Origin of the sequence: Legionella tunisiensis, assembly GCF_000308315.1 — a bacterium.
In the GTDB taxonomy this organism is placed as follows: domain Bacteria; phylum Pseudomonadota; class Gammaproteobacteria; order Legionellales; family Legionellaceae; genus Tatlockia; species Tatlockia tunisiensis.
This window is the reverse complement of the sequence record NZ_CALJ01000215.1, coordinates 1-16,945: the sequence shown is the minus strand read 5'-3', so window position 1 is coordinate 16,945 and position 16,945 is coordinate 1. Positions and strand designations below refer to the sequence as shown.

Here is a 16,945-nt window from a genome sequence, read left to right as displayed (position 1 = left end):
TTTACCTACTGAGCAGATCGGCGATTTTGCCATCAATATATTGGATAAAACAATACAGAATTGAGTCGTTTAAAATTTAGTATTGTGGGTGCCAGTCAATTACCTTTGGCTAAAAATGCTGAGCTTAGCGTTAAATTAAATAAAGAAGAATATAAAGCCGATGAAGATATAGAGTTGCAAATTACAGCCCCCTATACGGGTGCTGGCCTAATCACTATCGAGAGAGATAAGGTTTATGCAGTCCAATGGTTTAAAGCAGACACGACCAGCTCAGTACAGAAAATTCGCATTCCCAGCAATTTTCAGGGTAATGGTTATGTGAATGTCGCTTTTGTGCGTGATTGGAATTCACCGGATATTTTCATCAGTCCTCTAAGTTACAGTGTCATTCCATTCAAGGTTGATCATGAGAAACATGCTGTTCATATTGATTTAAATACACCCGCATTGGCACGTCCAGGTGAGCCCTTCTCAATAGAATATAAAAGTGATAAACCTGGAAAAATTATCGTTTTTGCTGTTGATGAAGGCATTTTACAAGTAGGCAGATACCAAACACCTGATCCACTCGCTTTCTTTTTCCAAAAGCGTGCTCTGGAGGTCGTTACTCAACAAACAGTTGACCAGATTTTACCGAAATTTATTATGGAGAGAGAACTTTCTGCAGTTGGAGGGGACGGCGGTGAAGAACTTTTGACTTCTAACCTCAATCCTTTCAAACGTAAAACAGATCTTCCCGTTGCTTATTGGTCAGGGATTGTTGATACCGATTCAACGCCGCGGCAGCTGGTTTATCAAATGCCTGATTATTTCAATGGTACTTTAAGAGTAATGGCTGTTGCTGTTGCAAATGATTCAGTAGGTGCAGCAGAAAAGAAATCTGAGGTTCGTGGTAATTTTGTCATCAATCCAAACGCACCTACTTTTGTGACACCCGGCGATGAGTTCGAAATGACAGCTAGTGTTGCTAATAACGTGAAGAATTCTGGTGCGAATGCTGATGTTACTGTTCAACTAACCACTACACCGGAACTTGAAGTATTAGGTTCTGCTACTGAATCTTTAGAAATTAGTGAAGGCCAGGAGAAAACCGTTCGTTTTAAATTGCGGGCAAAATCCTCTTTGGGTTCTGCAAAAATGACACTGGTTGCTAATATCGGAGATAAATTTAGTAGTATGGATGCTACGCTAAGTGTACGGCCTGCAAGTCATTTTACCACTTCTTTAATCAGCGGTAGTTCTCAGAATGCGAGTAAATCTTTTGTTCTTGAGCGTTCTCTTTATCCTGAATATCGTAAAGTGGAAGCGGCTATTTCCAGTAGTCCTTTAATTCTGGTATTTGGTTTACAACGTTATTTAGAGGATTTTCCCTATGGATGTACGGAGCAATTAACCAGTAAAGCGATGCCTTTGTTGGCGATGGCTGGTCAACCCTGGTTTGCCAATGATGCCCGCGTAATCACCGAGAAAATGTTGACAACTATTCAAATGCTAGGACAGCGGCAAATGTCGAGTGGGGCTTTTAGTTATTGGCCAGGCTTAGGTGAGAATAATAGCAATAGTTTCTCAACCGTCTATGCAATGCATTTTCTCACAGAAGCCAGAGCACAGGGGTATAGTGTTCCTAATGAAATGTTTAGCGCTGGGGTTGCCTATCTAAAAGATTTTTCTGCGCAAAACTCTACCAATTTGGATGTGGCACGTATTCAGGCATATGCTATTTATATTTTGACGCGTAATGAAATTGTTACCACTAATTATTTAACTAACCTCCAATTTTATTTGGAGCAAAATCATAAAGAAGTATGGCGGCAGGATATTATCAGTGCTTATATGGCAGCAACTTATCAATTACTGAAAAGTACCTCTGAGGCTGAGCGATTGATTACTGGCTATAAAGCGCAAGCAAATGTAGTGGATGCGACCGATTTTTATGACCAAAATATTGCTAATGCACAATATTTGTATTTGGTGGCTCGTCATTTTCCTGAGCGCTTAGTGAGTGTGGGTAATAAGTTAATAGATGCCTTAGTAACAGCAATCAATAGTGATGAAATCAATACTATCTTGTCAGGCTATACAAGTTTGGCATTGAGTGCTTATGGTCAAGCTAACCAAACTCATAATAATGTAACTTTTTCTATTAACGAGACTCTAAATAACAATCAACAGCAAACCTTAACTGGTCTTGATAGTACTTATCAAAAAGTCAATGTGGATGAACAGGTAAAGAAAATTACTTTCAACAATCCAGGTAGGCAAACCTTTTTTATCAACTAATCCAAGCTGGTTTTGATAAAAATCCATCAACAGAAGCTCACAAGCAAGGTTTGGAGGTTTATCGAGAGTATCGTGATTTAACTGGCAAGGTTATCAATAGCACACCATTGGGTTCTGATATAGAAGTACATATTCAAGTGAGAGCCTTGGATGACCGTTATCTCAATAATGTAGCTGTAGTTGACCTGTTGCCGGGTGGTTTTGAAGTCATAAGAGATTCTGTCAGTTCTGAAAACGTGGATTATGTTGATGTCCGTGAAGATCGGGTTGTTTTCTTTATGCACGTCGATCAGAGCGCTAAAGAACTTGTTTATCGCATTAAGGCTACCAATATGGGGAAATACGCGGTACCTCCTGTCTTTGCTGAGTCAATGTATATACCAACGATAGACGCACATGGTGTTAGTAGCAATATTTCTGTAACAGAGCAGCAATAATAGAATGTGTGCCAAGAGTAGAGCGAATTGCTTTGCGTTGATTATTGGAGGAGGCTTAAAAAGCCGCCTTTAGTCTTATTTGGCTTAGGGATTTTCAATAACTTAACAATTGGTAATTTGCCATTGGAGGTAAATTGAGTTATCTTTATAAGCAAGATGTAGTATTTCTTGTCCGGCTAACAAGACGAATTAGGGAAGCCAGATTGTAGATGTGGTGTGCAAGCTTAACCTGTATTAAGAAGCCTGAAGCATCTCAAGAGGAGTCCACTTTTTTATGACGAACTGTGACAAGGATACTACTCTTCACTTTTATGCTCCTCAATAAAAATCATTGTTTTTTAATTTCTTTTTTTTGTAATATATACGAAAAACACCCTTTAAATAATTCAATTTGACTCAAATTGGCTTAATTCTTGATTACGAATCTAGTATATGGACTAAATGGATTGCTTTCATGAAAAAATGTAGCCAGGACAATGATTACCGAGCTTCTGCAGTTAGCTGGCATTACTATTAATGGCCACGCGCTTTGGGATCCGCAAATTCATAATGAGCAATTTTATGCTCGTGTATTGCATGATGCCGATTTGGGTCTAGGCGAGGCTTATATGGAGGGATGGTGGGATTGCCCCCGTATTGATATGTTAATTACTCGCATTGTTGAGGCGAACATTGAAAATAAAATAAAAATAAACTTCCGGCTTGCATTTAAATTACTGTTATCGAGGATTTTCAACTTTCAAACCAAAAGGCGCTCCTTGCAGGTTGGAAGAAAACATTATGATCTCGGTAACGATTTATTTAAAGTTATGCTGGATAGCAATATGAATTATACCTGTGGTTATTGGAAGAATGCGCAAACTTTAGAACAAGCACAATTGGCCAAGCTAGATTTATCCTGCAGAAAGCTATTACTTAAGCCAGGTATGCGTTTACTCGATATTGGATGTGGTTGGGGAGCCTTGGCTAAATATGCAGCGGAAAATATGACGTGGAGGTGGTTGGCATAACCATTTCAAAGCAACAATACGAGTTGGCCAAAGAGCGCTGCAAAAATCTGCCAATAGATATACGTTTCCAAGACTATCGGGATGTGAATGAAAAATTTGATCGTATCGTCTCGCTTGGTATGTTTGAACATGTCGGATATATGAATTACCGTCATTATATGCAAATAGTGCATCGTTGTTTAGTCGATGAGGGGTTATTCTTGTTGCATACCATAGGAGGCAATGAAAGTACGACTCGAGTAATGCCTTGGATTGCAAAGTACATTTTTCCTAATGGTATGGTACCTTCGATTACGCAAATTGGTAAGGCGACAGAGAAATTATTTGTTATGGAGGATTGGCATAATTTTGGCGTTGATTATTATAAGACATTAATGGCTTGGCATAATAACTTTAATCAACATTGGCAACTAATAAAGGCTAACTATGACGAAACGTTTTTTCGTATGTGGAATTACTATTTATTATGTTGTGCCGGTGGTTTTAATTCGCGCGTCATGCAGCTGTGGCAAATCGTTTTTTCGAAAACAGGCATCAAAGGTGGATATGATTCAATAAGATAGCAACCTTGATGCCCATAATATCTTCTGGAACGGCACTTAGAATGTTCGCATTATTTTACCTGGCTCAATAGTGGGTGCGGCTTCGCAAGATTGTCTGGGCTTGTTAAGAGAGAGCTGAACTTGCGGTATATGCTTACTAGCAATGGTTTCAACAAGTTTTGTCAGGATGGCTAATTTTGTTTGTTCATCGGTTGTTCTAGAGTCCATAATGCCTAATGTAATGCCACGAAATATGTCAGTTAGCTCAGAAAAGGCATCGCGTTCCTGAGTGTTTTTCGATGTTGACTCTTTTTGAGACTCCTGGCGTTCTTCTTGTCCTAACGCTTGATTGACTCCATTAACCAAAGAGTTTATCAACATTTTTGTTCGTTCGATATCCTTTCATCATCAGTAGGGTTTTGGTCGTTTCCAGTTCTCTCCAAAAGAAATTCGTCTTCCGATTTCAACGTAGATTCTTTGGTGTTGTCGTTTGAAGTAGGAGCATTATCTGGGGATGGAGAGAAAAAGGTAAGGGGGCCTCCTCCTAAAATACCTATTCTTGCACTAGGAGCTTGGGTAGACATAGGTGAAGTAGTGGTGTGCTCTGGCTCTGAGCCTCTCTCGAATCCGCCCATTTCAGGTGCTTTAAGTGGAGTAGGCCGGATTTTTCGGAAGTGAACTTCTAGCCAATTAACTAAACGTCTGGGATCTTTAACGTGAATACAAAACTCAGAGTGCGCGCAGTCTTCTTTAATATTCAATCCATTTTCTATCCTTGCTTTATGTTCTTCTACAACGAAGAAATCTCTTGTTGTTCTAAAAGAAGGTATTATTTCACCTGGATAAATAACAAAGTTATACCCTAAAGAAGCAGCTAACCACATTACAGAAGGGCATTCCTCGGTGAGGTAGGCTTTAGCGCGATGTTTCCACAGTTTTTCGCTTGTATCATCGTCGCTGTCGCGATGGCGTCTAGCAAAGTCATTTGCGGTTGAAGTAATACTATCCTTGAGGCCTTCTACGGAGTCATAAAGAGGAATCATTTGGGCTATTTGCTTTGAGCTGTCTTGGTTAACCCAAGTACGCCAGCGAACTAGTTCAAAATTTTTGTCTTGATCCGCAGCTAATTGATTAATAACATCAATTTTTTGGTCAACTGTGAGATCCCCACACGCTTGATTAAATTTTTCAGGGGTTAAGCCCAATGGTTCTAAAAAAGCAGCTATATTATCGGTAAAATAGTTATCTCCGAGTTGGAGCGCTTTGGTTTTAAGAAAAGTAACATCATTATCTACGGGGTCTAGTTTCTTTAAATTGTGCCAATAAACTTCATCTGCAATTAGAAAGGTTGTTTTACCTCTTTGCTCTCCCGGGCCGAGATTGCCTTCATGGTTTGCAACAGCTTGTTTAACGATGCCTTGCAGGTATTCACCAGCACAGAACTCGTTCCCTACGATGCTGAGAAGAACTAAATCTTTAGTCGTTTTTAATGATGAGAAGAGACTTTTTGAGCTTCCGACAAAACTGGTTTGGGTAAGTTTACCGTCTTTGGGACCCTTAACGAGTTTTTTGTCATTTACGCTCCTTTCAGAGTTTTATACATCCACCTATCAAGGTGATTTCTTTGATTAAAATTTAGCTGATTATACTTGGCGATTATTAGGATAACATTAAGTACTTTAAGCTCCACCCTCATGCTTGGTATCTAATTGTAGCATAATATGATTCATTATGATAAAAAAACTCACTTTGTGCTTGGTAATTAAGTTATAATCTCTGCTACTATCTAGAGAGAAGAGTAGAGATTTTATAGTGGAGAGATTGATATTGGTAATAAAGATGCAAAGTATCCCTTTATTCGTGGAATTTTGTGAAAATAATCGTTAAGTTATGATGATGTGGTCTTCTGAATATTATGATTATCAAAGGTGGAGGATGGATTTCGAAAAATAAAAGCGTTGCAAAAAATTATTGATGAAAAAATGACGAAATTCATCGTTTGACGGCCTGTATTGAAGAAGAAAAACAAAATTTTAAAAATGAATTACAAAGTGTTCATGATTATTATGAGAGTATCATTGCACTAATGCCCGGGCATGTGTATTGGCTAGATAGAAATAATATTTTTTGGGATGTAATGATTTACAAGCTAAGAATGCTCGGTTGTCGTCAAGAAAAGATATTGTTGGCAAAACTAATTTTGATATGCCATGGAAAGATCAAGCTGAAGAGTTAAATAAACTCAACAACTTAGTCATGGAAACGGGAATACCACATACAGCAGAAGAGTACGCTGTCATGGCGAATGGCATGGCTATTTATATTTCACAAAAAGTTCCTTTACGTAATAAGAATAATGAAATTGTGGGTGTATTAGGTATTTCTCTGGATATTACTGAACGCAAAAAAATGGAAGTTGCTTTGCGTCGCGCAAAAGAAAATGCTGAAGTTGCAAACCAGGCTAAAACAGAGTTTATCGCCAATATGAGCCACGATATCCATACTCCTTTAAGTGGTATTGTAGGGATGTCGAAACTTTTAGAGAAGCAAGTTCAAGATTCCGAACAAAAACAGTATGCACGTTGGATTAACGAAAGTGGTGAGCAATTGCTTGAATTGTTAAAGGGAGTATTGGATATCGTTTCAGCGGATAATATTAGAGAAAGTGATGTCCAGGAGGAATCGTTTGATTTGCGTAAAAACATTCAGGATATTTCTCAGCTTGTGCAACCAACGGTGCAAATGAAAAAGATACAATTGCATATTGAAATTGATGAAGCTGTTCCACAACACGTCATTACTGATGGTACGAAACTGCATAGAGTTTTCTTAAATCTTTTAGGAAATGCTATAAAATTCACTGATAAAGGTAGTATCACTATTAAAATAAGAGTGCTTGCGAATGAAAGTGATTATGTCCAACTTCGATTTAGTATAATAGATACTGGTATTGGTATTCCCGATGAATTACAAGTTAGAATTTTTGATCGTTTTTTCGCGCCGATCCGTCCTATAGAGGAAAGCATAGCGGTTGTGGTGTTGGCTTACATATCGCACAAAAATATGTTGGTTTATTAGGTGGGGAAATAAGTCTAAATAGTGAACTAGGCAAAGGTTCGACCTTTTATTTTACTCTCACGATGAAAATAGCAAGGGATGAGGATGAAATTACAACCTCCATTCCTACCGTATCTAAAGTACCAGGCGTAATCGCTGCAAATCAAAAAAAGCGAGAGTTCCCCTTATTCTCCTGGTTGAAGACAATATGAACGCGTTACGTCTTATTGAAACTGTTGTTGAAAAGGCGGGATATCAATATTATTCAGCGGTTGATGGCGAGCATGCTTTAGAATTAATAAAGACAAATGATTTTGATCTAATCATTACTGATGTTAATTTACAGGCCACTACAGGTAAGGCTCTAACTCCTTGCATTCGTGAGTGGGAAAAAGAAATGCATAAAAAGCCGTTACCTATTGTGGGTTTGACCGCTCAAGAGGTCAATGAAGTAGAGGATAGCTGTTTGCAATCGGGAATGAATCAAATATTGCGTAAACCAGTGCATTTAAAAGCATTGCAGGACGCGGTCAATCAACTGATTTTGTCGGACGGCCAACAAGACATAGCGAATGAAACTCCAGTAGAAAATTAGCAAAAAATTATAGAAGCAACTAATTAGTTGCCTAATATTATTTAATGATATTTCTTACTTAACCCTATCTAACTCATTGGTTCTCTAAATCATGGGCGAGTGGCCGCCGATTTGCCCGGAAATAGGTAATGGGTGATTGTGCGAGTAAATCAGCAAGTTTTTCCATGTAGATACAAGCAAACCGATCTACCTGGTAGGCAAAATAACTTTCTTCGGCTCCTGCACGAAAGACACGTCCCCATTTAGGATTATAGAAAGCTTGCTCCTCCTGTAGCAGTTTGGAGATATCAGTATCAAGGGCTGTAATTTTCTTTTGCAATTCAGCCACCTCATCATCATATTGCTTTGATTCACTCTCAATACTTAGGGTGTGGAGGTCGATGTATCGTTGCTCTAAGGTCTTTTTTATATTCATAGTAGCAACGATCTTATTTTCTATTGGCAAAGCTTTGGTGTGTGAATCTATTTCTTCACCAAGCTCTTCAACTACAAGCGCTGTACGCCAATTACAATCCTTTTTCAATCGCAGTATATCTCCATAAATGTGATCACCTATATAGAGAATTTCATCACCATTTATTTCCAGATCGTCAGTAAGCTTTGTGGCACAGCCCCCTTGATAGATACCAGGGACAATCTTTCCATTGAGATTAGTCATTTTGCCATCACAGGGATTGATCAATAAAAATCGCAGATTATCGTAAAAAAACGTGGTTTATTCGCTAAGGTTATAATGTATTCGAACAGATCGTGCCAGGTTTCACCTTTGTTTAGGAAGGGGCCCAGCGTATGTTCTAGCAAGAGATTGGTGTAATGATATTCTGAATTAGTCAGAATAAATATTTTTTCCCATGGCGAATAAGACGTTTAAGTCCTTCCACAACCTCTTTTTCCTTGAGAACATATTTATCAAGATTTTGACTAATATAAGTCTTCAAGCTGCCATCAGAATGAACAGTATCTACACAATTCAATACATCGATAGCAATCGTAGAATAACTTGGAAATTCTTGCGGATGTTTATCTTTAAGATCAATTAATTGGCCATATAAAACACAAAAAGCAATTGAAAAAGAGGTGTCAATTGCCATGTAATTAGGATCATTTAAATCAACGTAAATACTGCGATAAATTTTTTCTGCTCAGCAAAGCTGATTGGCCTGGTTCCATGATGGCTATGACGAATAGCTGCATAACGGCTGAGTTTTAATATATTGCCATTTTTACTGTCAATCACGAGGCCGCGAATGGCATCATTAAAATTAAATGTAACGTTCCTAATTATTTCCGGATAATGCTTTTTCTCGATCAGTTTGTCGATAACAAGTTTGAAAACCAATTCTTCAAAATTTTTTGTATTGTAACGAACTAGAGTATGGTCCATATCTAAACCAATAAGCTTGATTTTTTTCATATTTAAAATACGGTTTACAAAAACTTTTTGACTCATCATTTTTCCTCAAACGTTGTTACTCAAGATTGCTGAGATCTATTCGAAAGTATTTATTTTAGGAGTACCTGGTTCTATTTATTTTATCATTCGCTTAAATTTTTTAGAAAGTTCTTAAAAATTGTGCCTATTGTAATAGCTTAGTGAATAGTATAACTCTAATGAAAACGAGAGGCGATGTGCAAGCACTGCAGTGTAATTTTGATGTTGTTTTAAGGCATTAGGGTAATCAGGTTGACCTAATTCAATGGCTGAGGTTAGGCGTTAACGAGGGTAGTCTGCTGGAGTACGAACTGTCGCCTGCTTGAGCATAATAAATCCTTTTAATCTGCAATTCGTCGATAATCCCCAATCAAAACAGGTCGAGCAAGTTTATTTTGTTGATTGATTATAAAATTCTCATTCCTGACAGTGAATGATGATAATATTTTCTTTTCTAATGAAGTAATTTCTGCAGCAGATTTGACCATGAAAAACTTGCAAATAAAATTAACTGAAACTTTAAGTGAAAATATAGAAAAGAGAATGGAGCAAGGATTTCTTGAGTATGAGACAGAGCATGGGATTGAAATCAACTACAATCGTTTCTATTTTCTATTGTTAGATGAGCAAGAGCTTGCATTTGGTGTTCTCAATGCATTTACAGTTTATGCCGAGATCTATATCGATGACCTCTGGGTAGATAAATCTATCCGCGGCCAAGGATATGGAAGGGTATTGTTAACCGCATTGGAAAATCATTTCAGAGGAAAAGGTTATAACAATATCAATTTAGTGACCAATGCTTTTCAAGCACCTGATTTCTACAAAAATGTGGTTATGAAGTTGAGTTTGTACGGGAAAATAAAATGAATCCTAAACTGACAAAAACTTTTTTGTTAAATATTTTTAACGCTGGGAAGGAAAAGTGTCACCTATCAGGGCTGCAACTCAACAAGATGCAACGGTTTTTTTCCTTTATTGAGACAGTTAGCATATCCCCAAAATTTTGGCAGACATTGAGAAAGGAGTTGCCCTATTTGCTCAGCAAAATGGTGATGAGATTGCTGCCGCAGAGTAGAATAAAAAATTATTGCTTGTCTGTAACCCATACGGCAGGGGAGGTAAAAGGCTCTATGTTCTTTGCTCTACATGTTACTTAGTGGTTGTTGCTTTGTAGTGGTTTCGTCTCCTTCAACAACCAAGGTACCTTGTAACTCATTTGTATCAGAGTTAATGCTACTCAAAATATCTCTAGTCAGGGTTTGCGTATAGCGGCGTTGAGGATTAGTTTTAGGAAAAATGCCATGGCTGAAGAAAGTTGTATGGTAAAAACTATCGTCAGGATTTGCATAATCAAAGACAATTTCCTGCTTGCCATAAGCAACTTGAAATTGAACTGCAATATAAGCTTCCAGAATGGCTGTTTGCTCTTTGCTTAAATCATTGCGATCATAACGTCCTGAGGCTAAATAAACTTGCAAATAACCTTGTCTTTGGCAGACATAACCTGCATAAAATACCCCGCCATCATAAGTATCAGTTGCTAAGGTCAGAGAAGGGTGACCGTATCGGTCATCCCAATCTAGAAAGCGATGGATGGTTGGTGAAAAGGTATCAACTAATCCAGTATAACCGTATTCTTTTTGATAGGCATTTTTGACGCCAGTTGCCAAAATAAAATCACTTCTTAATACCCAAATCCGTTTTTCAAAAAGTTGTAAGGGTGCCTCAACATAACGAATATCCTGATAAGCCGGATTAATGTTATTTTCATTAGAATAGGAATATTTAGGTCGAACTGGACTAATATTTTTTGTATATAGCGCTGAGCTTCCCTGCAGTTTGTGTCAGATTCAGCAATTTCTACTGCAGAGGAGATGGATGATTGAGTATATTCGCGGTATTTCTTATTTTGGGGGAAAGGTTTGTCGGTAAAAAAGAGGGCTGAATCTTCATCATCTTGTTGTCCAAGTAATGTATCATAAACAATCACTTTTTGCGTACCGTAGGCTTTGTTGAATTGCAAAACCAGATAAGTTTCAATAATTTTTACCTGCTCTGCTGTGAGTGATTCAATTCCTTCACTCTGCCGATCAACTCGATTAAAAACGTCCTGAGGATAAAAAAATCTCCAGATAGTTTTTACGCTGACAAACAAATCCTGCATAGAGTACTTTACCATCTTCACCAACAAGAGATGGGTGTCCGTAGCGGTCTTCCCAATTAACATATTGGTGGACTGACTCATCAAGAACCTCTCTTAAACCGCGATAATTATGCTCTTGATAAGCATTTTTAACGCCTGTAGCCAGAACAAAATCACTCCGTAAGGCAAAAGAACGTTTTTCATTTAACTTAAGTCTCTGATTAACTTCTTTAATTGATTGAAAAACGGGATTAACACCTGTTTCATTAGGATAGTTTGCATATTTGGGTCCTATTGCTTGAATGTTGGCCTGAATATAGGTTTTAAAAAGAAACAGGAGTTCAGTATGTGCTAAACGTACATCAAGTTGATTGGTACTCATAAAAACCTCAGTTTAGTATCTGAAGTTTCAAAAAGCCGAAACTTCAGCTTAAATTCAGCATGACTGACATTTAAGTAAATTAGGCGTTGAGATTTGGTTCGGAGAGGGAACCAGGTGATCGATCCTGGACACTGGTGTTGAAAACTGGATTTAAATGCTTAACGCGTATTCACAAATTCATCTAGCCAACCCGGATAACAGTGTCCAGGCTGCGCATCATCATTGTTGTGAAATATTTTTTCAGCATCTTAATCTCAAATTGATCGGCGAAGTGAATTTTTCGCCAAATTATATTCAGTATGTATTTTAAGTGGGTTCTATGTCAAGTCGTGGATTAATTTAATTAGTTGTTGGAAAAATTGTTTATTAAAAGATTTATCTGCATAAAACTGAATGCCTTCAGGAAGAAGAGCCCGCTCAGAAGAGAATAGAGCTGGCCTGTTATTTTTTATACCCCAAAGCCAGCGAGAACAATTTTTCCTCTGGCCTGCCCACTTTCAAGAAGTTGATGCGCTCGTCGTAAATTTTGCGCATTTATCGAACCGAAGTGCTCATTCATTGTCGTTTTAATAATACCTGTATCCACTAATTGAGCTGCTTTATTCAAAATTTGATGCTGCTTAATCATGTCGGGTGTTTTAAACATAGAGCGGGTATACATCATTTCCCAATGAATGGAGATACTTTTTAGTTTAAAGAGTTTGATATCAAGTCGCTCTGGATCATCAATAAGTGCAAATTTGGCTTGCGGCTTTAGGCAGCGAACAAGTTCGTCTACATGTTGATCAGTATGGGTCAAGCTAATGACATAATCGACTTCATTTATATTCAATTCTGTTAACTGCTGTGATATGGATTTATTGTGATCAATCACGTGATGAGCACCATTCTTCTTTATCCAGTCCATTGATGGCTCCCGGGAAGCGGTGCCAATAATGGTTAAAGAAGTAAGTTGTCGGGCTAGTTGCACTAAAATTGATCCAACACCACCAGCAGCTCCTGTAATTAAAAGGCTGGATTTTTCCTTGGGATCTATATTGAGGCGATCGAATAATAATTCCCATGCTGTGATTGTGGTCAAAGGTAAGGCGGTTGCTTGCTCAAAAGACAGACTTTGGGGCTTTTTACCTACAATACGCTCATCAACCAAATGAAATTCGCTATTGCAACCGGGACGAGTTAAATCACCGGCATACCATACTTCTTCGCCAGGCTTAAAGAGCGTCACTTTATCTCCTACTGCTTTAACGATACCGGCAGCATCCCAACCTAATATTTTATATTCTCCTTTTTCAGGATCTACTTTTCGGCGTATTTTGCAATCGATAGGATTGACTGCAATGGCTTTGACTTCAATAAGCAAATCGTAGCAAGACGCTTTAGGCATCGGCAAATCGATGTCAATCAGTGAATTGTTGATATTCTCAATGGGGGCTGCATGCTGATAACCAATTGCTTTCATAGGATATCCTTATAACAGTTAATAACGAATACAGAGTTATACCATAGATATAATCGTTTATTTTCTCTCTAAATTTTGATTTAATCGTTTAACCATTTGATTTAAATTTGTTTTTCTTCCTCATTAAAACCGGTTAATGCCAGTTCGTTAAGTTGAATTGCGCATCTATCGATTTCCTTTTTACACTGCTGTGCTTTTTCGGTGAGATAAATCAAAACAACACGTCTGTCATCGGAGGATGGTTTGCGTAGAATAAAGCCGTCTCTTTCCATTCTGTCTAGGGTTCTTACTGCAGTGGGTTGTTCTATACCAATTCGTTTGTGCATTTCTGCTTGTGTTAAGCCATCCTGGCTGTAGAGCTCCATAAGGAAATAAGTATAAGCATGTGTAATCTTGTATGGTTTAAGAGTTCATTGGCTTTTTAATCAAAAGACGGTTAGCTTTTTAATAAAGTAGACGTTTGCATAAAGAGTCCCATTATATTGTTTGCTAATTAATAGCATGCTATTGTATAGCCATGTCTTTATTAGCGGAAATTACTATGAATACACAAATCATATACCAGATTGATGCATTTACCACACAATTATTTGGTGGTAATCCAGCAGCGGTTTGTCCCTTAAAAGAATGGCTAAGTGATGCTTTAATGCAGGCAATTGCTAGAGAAAATAATTTATCTGAAACAGCATTTTTTTGTTCAAAACGGCGAACGTTATCAAATTCGTTGGTTTACACCAAACACAGAAGTGTCTCTTTGTGGACATGCTACTTTAGCGAGTGCTTATGTGATTTTTGAAATGCTTGGTCATGAGCAAGATCAAATCATATTCGATAGTTTAAGTGGCGAGTTATGTGTTAATCGACGAGGAGAGCAGTTACAACTTGATTTTCCTGCTTTACCCTATACCCAAATTGAGCCATCAACAGAATTGTTTGCGGCAATGAATGTTACACCACAAGCTGTTTACAAAAGTACGCTTGATCTGCTTTTAATTTTGAAGAATGAATCCGAGGTAGAAAAGGCGAAGCTTGATTTAAATGCTATAAGTTTCTTGCCGCATCGAGGTATCATTTTGTCTGCACCATCTGCAAGAGCAGATATTTATTCCCGCTGCTTTTATCCTGGTTGCGGCGTTCCAGAAGATCCTGTTACTGGTTCAGCCCATTGTGTTATTGCTCCTTATTGGTGTGATTATTTTAAAAAATACAATTCATGCGTTACAAGGATTAAAGCGACAGGGGCAGTTGATTTGTGAAATTCAAGGTGAAAGGGTCTTATTATCAGGAGTGTGTCGGTTGTATTTACAAGGAGAGATATTTCTGGAGTAGTTTTGGCTTGATGGCTTATAATTAAAAAACAATCAATTGAACGAGTGATTCATGAAAATCGTACTGGGCAGTTTGTTGTTATTTTTTATAGGATTGGTTAATGCGGGGGAAGATTCTATGTCAGTTAATATTGATCCGAGTCAAACCCAATTTATCATTACTTTGCCAGCCAATCCAACGACAGGTTATCAATGGACGGTCAAAAATACGACAAATCGTTTTTACAATTGATAGCCAGTCACTATATTTCTCCACAAACAAAACTTATGGGTGCTGGAGGACAGATGCAATTTAAATTTGAATTGGTGGAAGGGAAAATTTATCCTAAAAATACTAGCATGCTGTTTAAATATGCTAGGCCTTGGGAACCTGACACCGGCACTTTAAAAATGTAACAGTTAATTTTCAAAAAGCGAGACTAATTAGCGATAGGAGGGGTAATATTTTTATAAAAAAAGACTATCTGACAATAAATGCCAAAGGGCGGTTGTGGATTGCAGTAATCCAATGGTGTCCTTAGCTATTTAATTGAGGAATACAATCAGCTAAGGACACAATGGAATTTAAGCTATCTCAACTTCTTCAGCTTGTGGGCCTTTTTGTCCTTGTCCAGCTTTAAATAATACAGCAGCTCCTTCAGGAAGGGTTTTAAAACCGCTGCCTTGAATTGCACTGAAATGAACAAAGTAGTCCTTGCCATTGCTTTCGATAAAACCAAAGCCTTTGCTCTCGTTAAACCATTTTACTTTACCGCGTATTTTCTCTGACATGTTGCTATTCCTAGTTATTCGAGTCTATATTGTACCATTATTCCATGATCTTGCTAGTACTCAGTTAAAATTGGTATGTAAAATGGTTATTCTCCAAAGGTTGTTAGCTTGATTCCGCTATACAAGCAGGTGCTGTTAGGCTAAGCAAGGCCAGGTCGTGCTAAGATCTGGCATCCATTAATTCCGGTGTGCACGCTTGTTTGTTGGACGATGGGACTTTGACGATGTGCTGGTTTCCAAAGCAGCGGCTAATGGGCGAACGATAACTATCGTACCGGAAAAATTATTTTCTTATCAGAGGATTCAACAAAATAATGGTTTAACCATTTGGCATCCTCAATAAACATGCGGATGCAACCGTGGCTGGCTCGATAGCCAGGTATGTCATCGGAGCCGTGCAAAGCAAAACCTTTATGGAAGAACATACAGTAGGGCATGCGTGCGCCGCCACGGCCAGCAGGGAATGCATTAGATTTGCAGTGTTCATTTTCTTTACTGAAGACCCTGAAGATTCCTGTTAGTGTACGACAAGAGTTATTGCTGTCTGAACATTTATCACGACCTGATGAAATGGGTCCCCACTTTATTAGTTGTCCTTGCCTATCGTAAGCCGCCCACGCCAATTTATCTTGATCGACAATAATTTGTGTGTCTTCGGACGGAGGAATTTTTAATTCAAAAGGAGATATGTCAAAGATGGTGGTAGAAGCGAGAGCACGTGGAACAGCGATGATTTTTCCTGCCCATAAACGATTATAAGTGCGATTTAAACGTTGTACTACATCTCGCTGTACAGGATCAGGGAACAATTTTTCCCAACTTTGCCCGCGTTGTATTTTAATACAATCATATTGAGGATAGTTACAGAGGCCAGTACCATAGTATATAGGGGGAACTTCCGCAGCTGTTGTTTTTGCTGCGATGGAAAGGCTAGGTGATAAAGTTAGCATCAATAATAGGAGACCTTTCATAAGGGAATCCTCCATATTTTTTATTCACCCAGAGAATGAATAAAATAATTCCTTTATGATTATAAATTTAGCACTTATTTTTTGTTTAGCATAGGGGCTAATGTAGCCCAGACGTTCGCCATTATCTTGCTTTGGGCTTGTTGATTGGGGTGTAATCCATCCTTTTGCATAAAAGCAGGATTGCCAGCTACCCCTTCTAAAAACATGGGAATCAAGGGGATATTGTACTGTTTGGCTAAATCACTATAAACCAGCTTAAATTTTTTCAGATAAATAGGTCCATAATTAGGGGGTAGCTGTGTGGCAATGAGCAGAACTTTGACATTTGCTTTTTGGCTCATTTCGATTATTTTGGCGAGATTAGATTTCATTTGAGCTAAGGATAAACCCCTTAGTCCATCATTGGCTCCCAGTTGCAGGAGTAGGAAGGCGGGATGGTAAGTTTGTAACGCCGGCGGTAATTTTGCTAACCCATTACTTGTCCGTAATAACTTCGTATAGCATACATTATACGAAGTTATACGAGTTACAA

Annotated in this window: 11 protein-coding genes and 7 pseudogenes; 7 read left to right on the top strand and 11 right to left on the bottom strand. The window is 38.2% G+C overall.

Annotation, left to right across the window (positions count from 1 at the left end):
• Together BN58_RS25120 and cfa are read left to right on the top strand one after the other, a co-directional pair.
• Positions 1-2,717: pseudogene (locus tag BN58_RS25120) on the top strand (alpha-2-macroglobulin family protein); the annotation flags it as partial.
• Positions 2,718-3,193: 476 nt separating this feature from the next.
• A pseudogene (cfa, locus tag BN58_RS25115) lies at positions 3,194-4,290 on the top strand (cyclopropane fatty acyl phospholipid synthase).
• Positions 4,291-4,326: 36 nt separating this feature from the next.
• On the opposite strand, the gene BN58_RS12810 reads toward cfa, so the two are convergent.
• Both BN58_RS12810 and BN58_RS28615 read right to left on the bottom strand, forming a co-directional pair.
• A complete protein-coding gene (locus tag BN58_RS12810; protein ID WP_019217173.1) occupies positions 4,327-4,650 on the bottom strand; it encodes a hypothetical protein in 324 nt (107 codons plus the stop codon).
• A complete protein-coding gene (locus tag BN58_RS28615) occupies positions 4,644-5,474 on the bottom strand; it encodes a hypothetical protein (protein ID WP_019217172.1) in 831 nt (276 codons plus the stop codon). The genes BN58_RS12810 and BN58_RS28615 overlap by 7 nt, the downstream gene beginning before the upstream one ends.
• Before the next feature lie 1,000 nt (positions 5,475-6,474).
• Between BN58_RS28615 and BN58_RS34305 the strand changes: the two are divergent.
• Positions 6,475-7,538 (top strand): annotated as a pseudogene (locus BN58_RS34305) (ATP-binding protein).
• Positions 7,514-7,921 (top strand): response regulator, encoded by a 408-nt coding sequence (locus BN58_RS34295; RefSeq protein WP_408605489.1) that lies wholly within the window; start codon positions 7,514-7,516, stop codon positions 7,919-7,921. Before BN58_RS34305 ends, BN58_RS34295 begins: the two are co-directional and overlap by 25 nt.
• Positions 7,922-7,994: 73 nt before the next feature.
• On the opposite strand, the pseudogene BN58_RS25095 reads toward BN58_RS34295, so the two are convergent.
• Positions 7,995-9,374: pseudogene (locus BN58_RS25095) on the bottom strand (HAD-IG family 5'-nucleotidase).
• 408 nt (positions 9,375-9,782) lie between these two features.
• Between BN58_RS25095 and BN58_RS12785 the strand changes: the two are divergent.
• Positions 9,783-10,223, top strand: a complete 441-nt coding sequence (locus BN58_RS12785; protein WP_156812514.1) for a GNAT family N-acetyltransferase — start codon at positions 9,783-9,785, stop codon at positions 10,221-10,223.
• A gap of 275 nt (positions 10,224-10,498) precedes the next feature.
• Here BN58_RS12785 and BN58_RS31805 read toward each other — a convergent pair whose 3' ends face one another.
• The 5 genes from BN58_RS31805 to BN58_RS25085 form a co-directional block, all read right to left on the bottom strand.
• Positions 10,499-11,026 carry a hypothetical protein gene (locus BN58_RS31805; RefSeq protein WP_019217168.1) on the bottom strand — a complete coding sequence of 176 codons (528 nt, stop codon included), beginning with the start codon at positions 11,024-11,026 and terminating at the stop codon, positions 10,499-10,501.
• A 14-nt stretch (positions 11,027-11,040) separates the two neighbouring features.
• Complete coding sequence (locus BN58_RS31800) at positions 11,041-11,511, bottom strand: hypothetical protein (RefSeq protein WP_019217167.1); 471 nt, start codon at positions 11,509-11,511, stop codon at positions 11,041-11,043.
• Positions 11,456-11,881: a hypothetical protein gene (locus tag BN58_RS31795; protein WP_019217166.1), complete on the bottom strand. Its 426-nt coding sequence runs from the start codon at positions 11,879-11,881 to the stop codon at positions 11,456-11,458. The genes BN58_RS31800 and BN58_RS31795 overlap by 56 nt, the downstream gene beginning before the upstream one ends.
• A gap of 448 nt (positions 11,882-12,329) precedes the next feature.
• Positions 12,330-13,343 (bottom strand): zinc-binding alcohol dehydrogenase family protein, encoded by a 1,014-nt coding sequence (locus BN58_RS12760; RefSeq protein ID WP_019217165.1) that lies wholly within the window; start codon positions 13,341-13,343, stop codon positions 12,330-12,332.
• Positions 13,344-13,444: 101 nt separating this feature from the next.
• The gene (locus BN58_RS25085) at positions 13,445-13,708 is read right to left on the bottom strand and encodes a MarR family winged helix-turn-helix transcriptional regulator (RefSeq protein WP_019217164.1); all 264 of its coding nucleotides are present in this window, start codon (positions 13,706-13,708) and stop codon (positions 13,445-13,447) included.
• A gap of 152 nt (positions 13,709-13,860) precedes the next feature.
• Between BN58_RS25085 and BN58_RS25080 the strand changes: the two are divergent.
• Together BN58_RS25080 and BN58_RS37840 are read left to right on the top strand one after the other, a co-directional pair.
• Positions 13,861-14,599, top strand: a pseudogene (locus tag BN58_RS25080) (PhzF family phenazine biosynthesis protein).
• Between the two features lie 124 nt (positions 14,600-14,723).
• A pseudogene (locus BN58_RS37840) lies at positions 14,724-15,067 on the top strand (protease inhibitor I42 family protein).
• A 168-nt stretch (positions 15,068-15,235) separates the two neighbouring features.
• On the opposite strand, the gene BN58_RS12740 reads toward BN58_RS37840, so the two are convergent.
• From BN58_RS12740 to BN58_RS25065, 3 genes and pseudogenes are all read right to left on the bottom strand, one after another.
• Positions 15,236-15,442 carry a cold-shock protein gene (locus tag BN58_RS12740; RefSeq protein ID WP_019217163.1) on the bottom strand — a complete coding sequence of 69 codons (207 nt, stop codon included), beginning with the start codon at positions 15,440-15,442 and terminating at the stop codon, positions 15,236-15,238.
• A 177-nt stretch (positions 15,443-15,619) separates the two neighbouring features.
• Positions 15,620-16,413 (bottom strand): annotated as a pseudogene (locus BN58_RS25070) (L,D-transpeptidase).
• Positions 16,414-16,487: 74 nt separating this feature from the next.
• Positions 16,488-16,945: arylesterase (locus BN58_RS25065; protein WP_019217162.1), on the bottom strand; the 458-nt coding region annotated here is incomplete at its 5' end.

Excerpts from the sequence above, each read along its gene's own strand:
- BN58_RS12810 (WP_019217173.1), bottom strand. The coding sequence starts at position 4,650 with ATGTTGATAAACTCTTTGGTTAATGGAGTCAATCAAGCGTTAGGACAA.
- BN58_RS12740 (WP_019217163.1), bottom strand. The coding sequence starts at position 15,442 with ATGTCAGAGAAAATACGCGGTAAAGTAAAATGGTTTAACGAGAGCAAA.
- BN58_RS12760 (WP_019217165.1), bottom strand. The coding sequence starts at position 13,343 with ATGAAAGCAATTGGTTATCAGCATGCAGCCCCCATTGAGAATATCAAC.
- BN58_RS31795 (WP_019217166.1), bottom strand. The coding sequence starts at position 11,881 with ATGAGTACCAATCAACTTGATGTACGTTTAGCACATACTGAACTCCTG.
- BN58_RS25085 (WP_019217164.1), bottom strand. The coding sequence starts at position 13,708 with ATGGAGCTCTACAGCCAGGATGGCTTAACACAAGCAGAAATGCACAAA.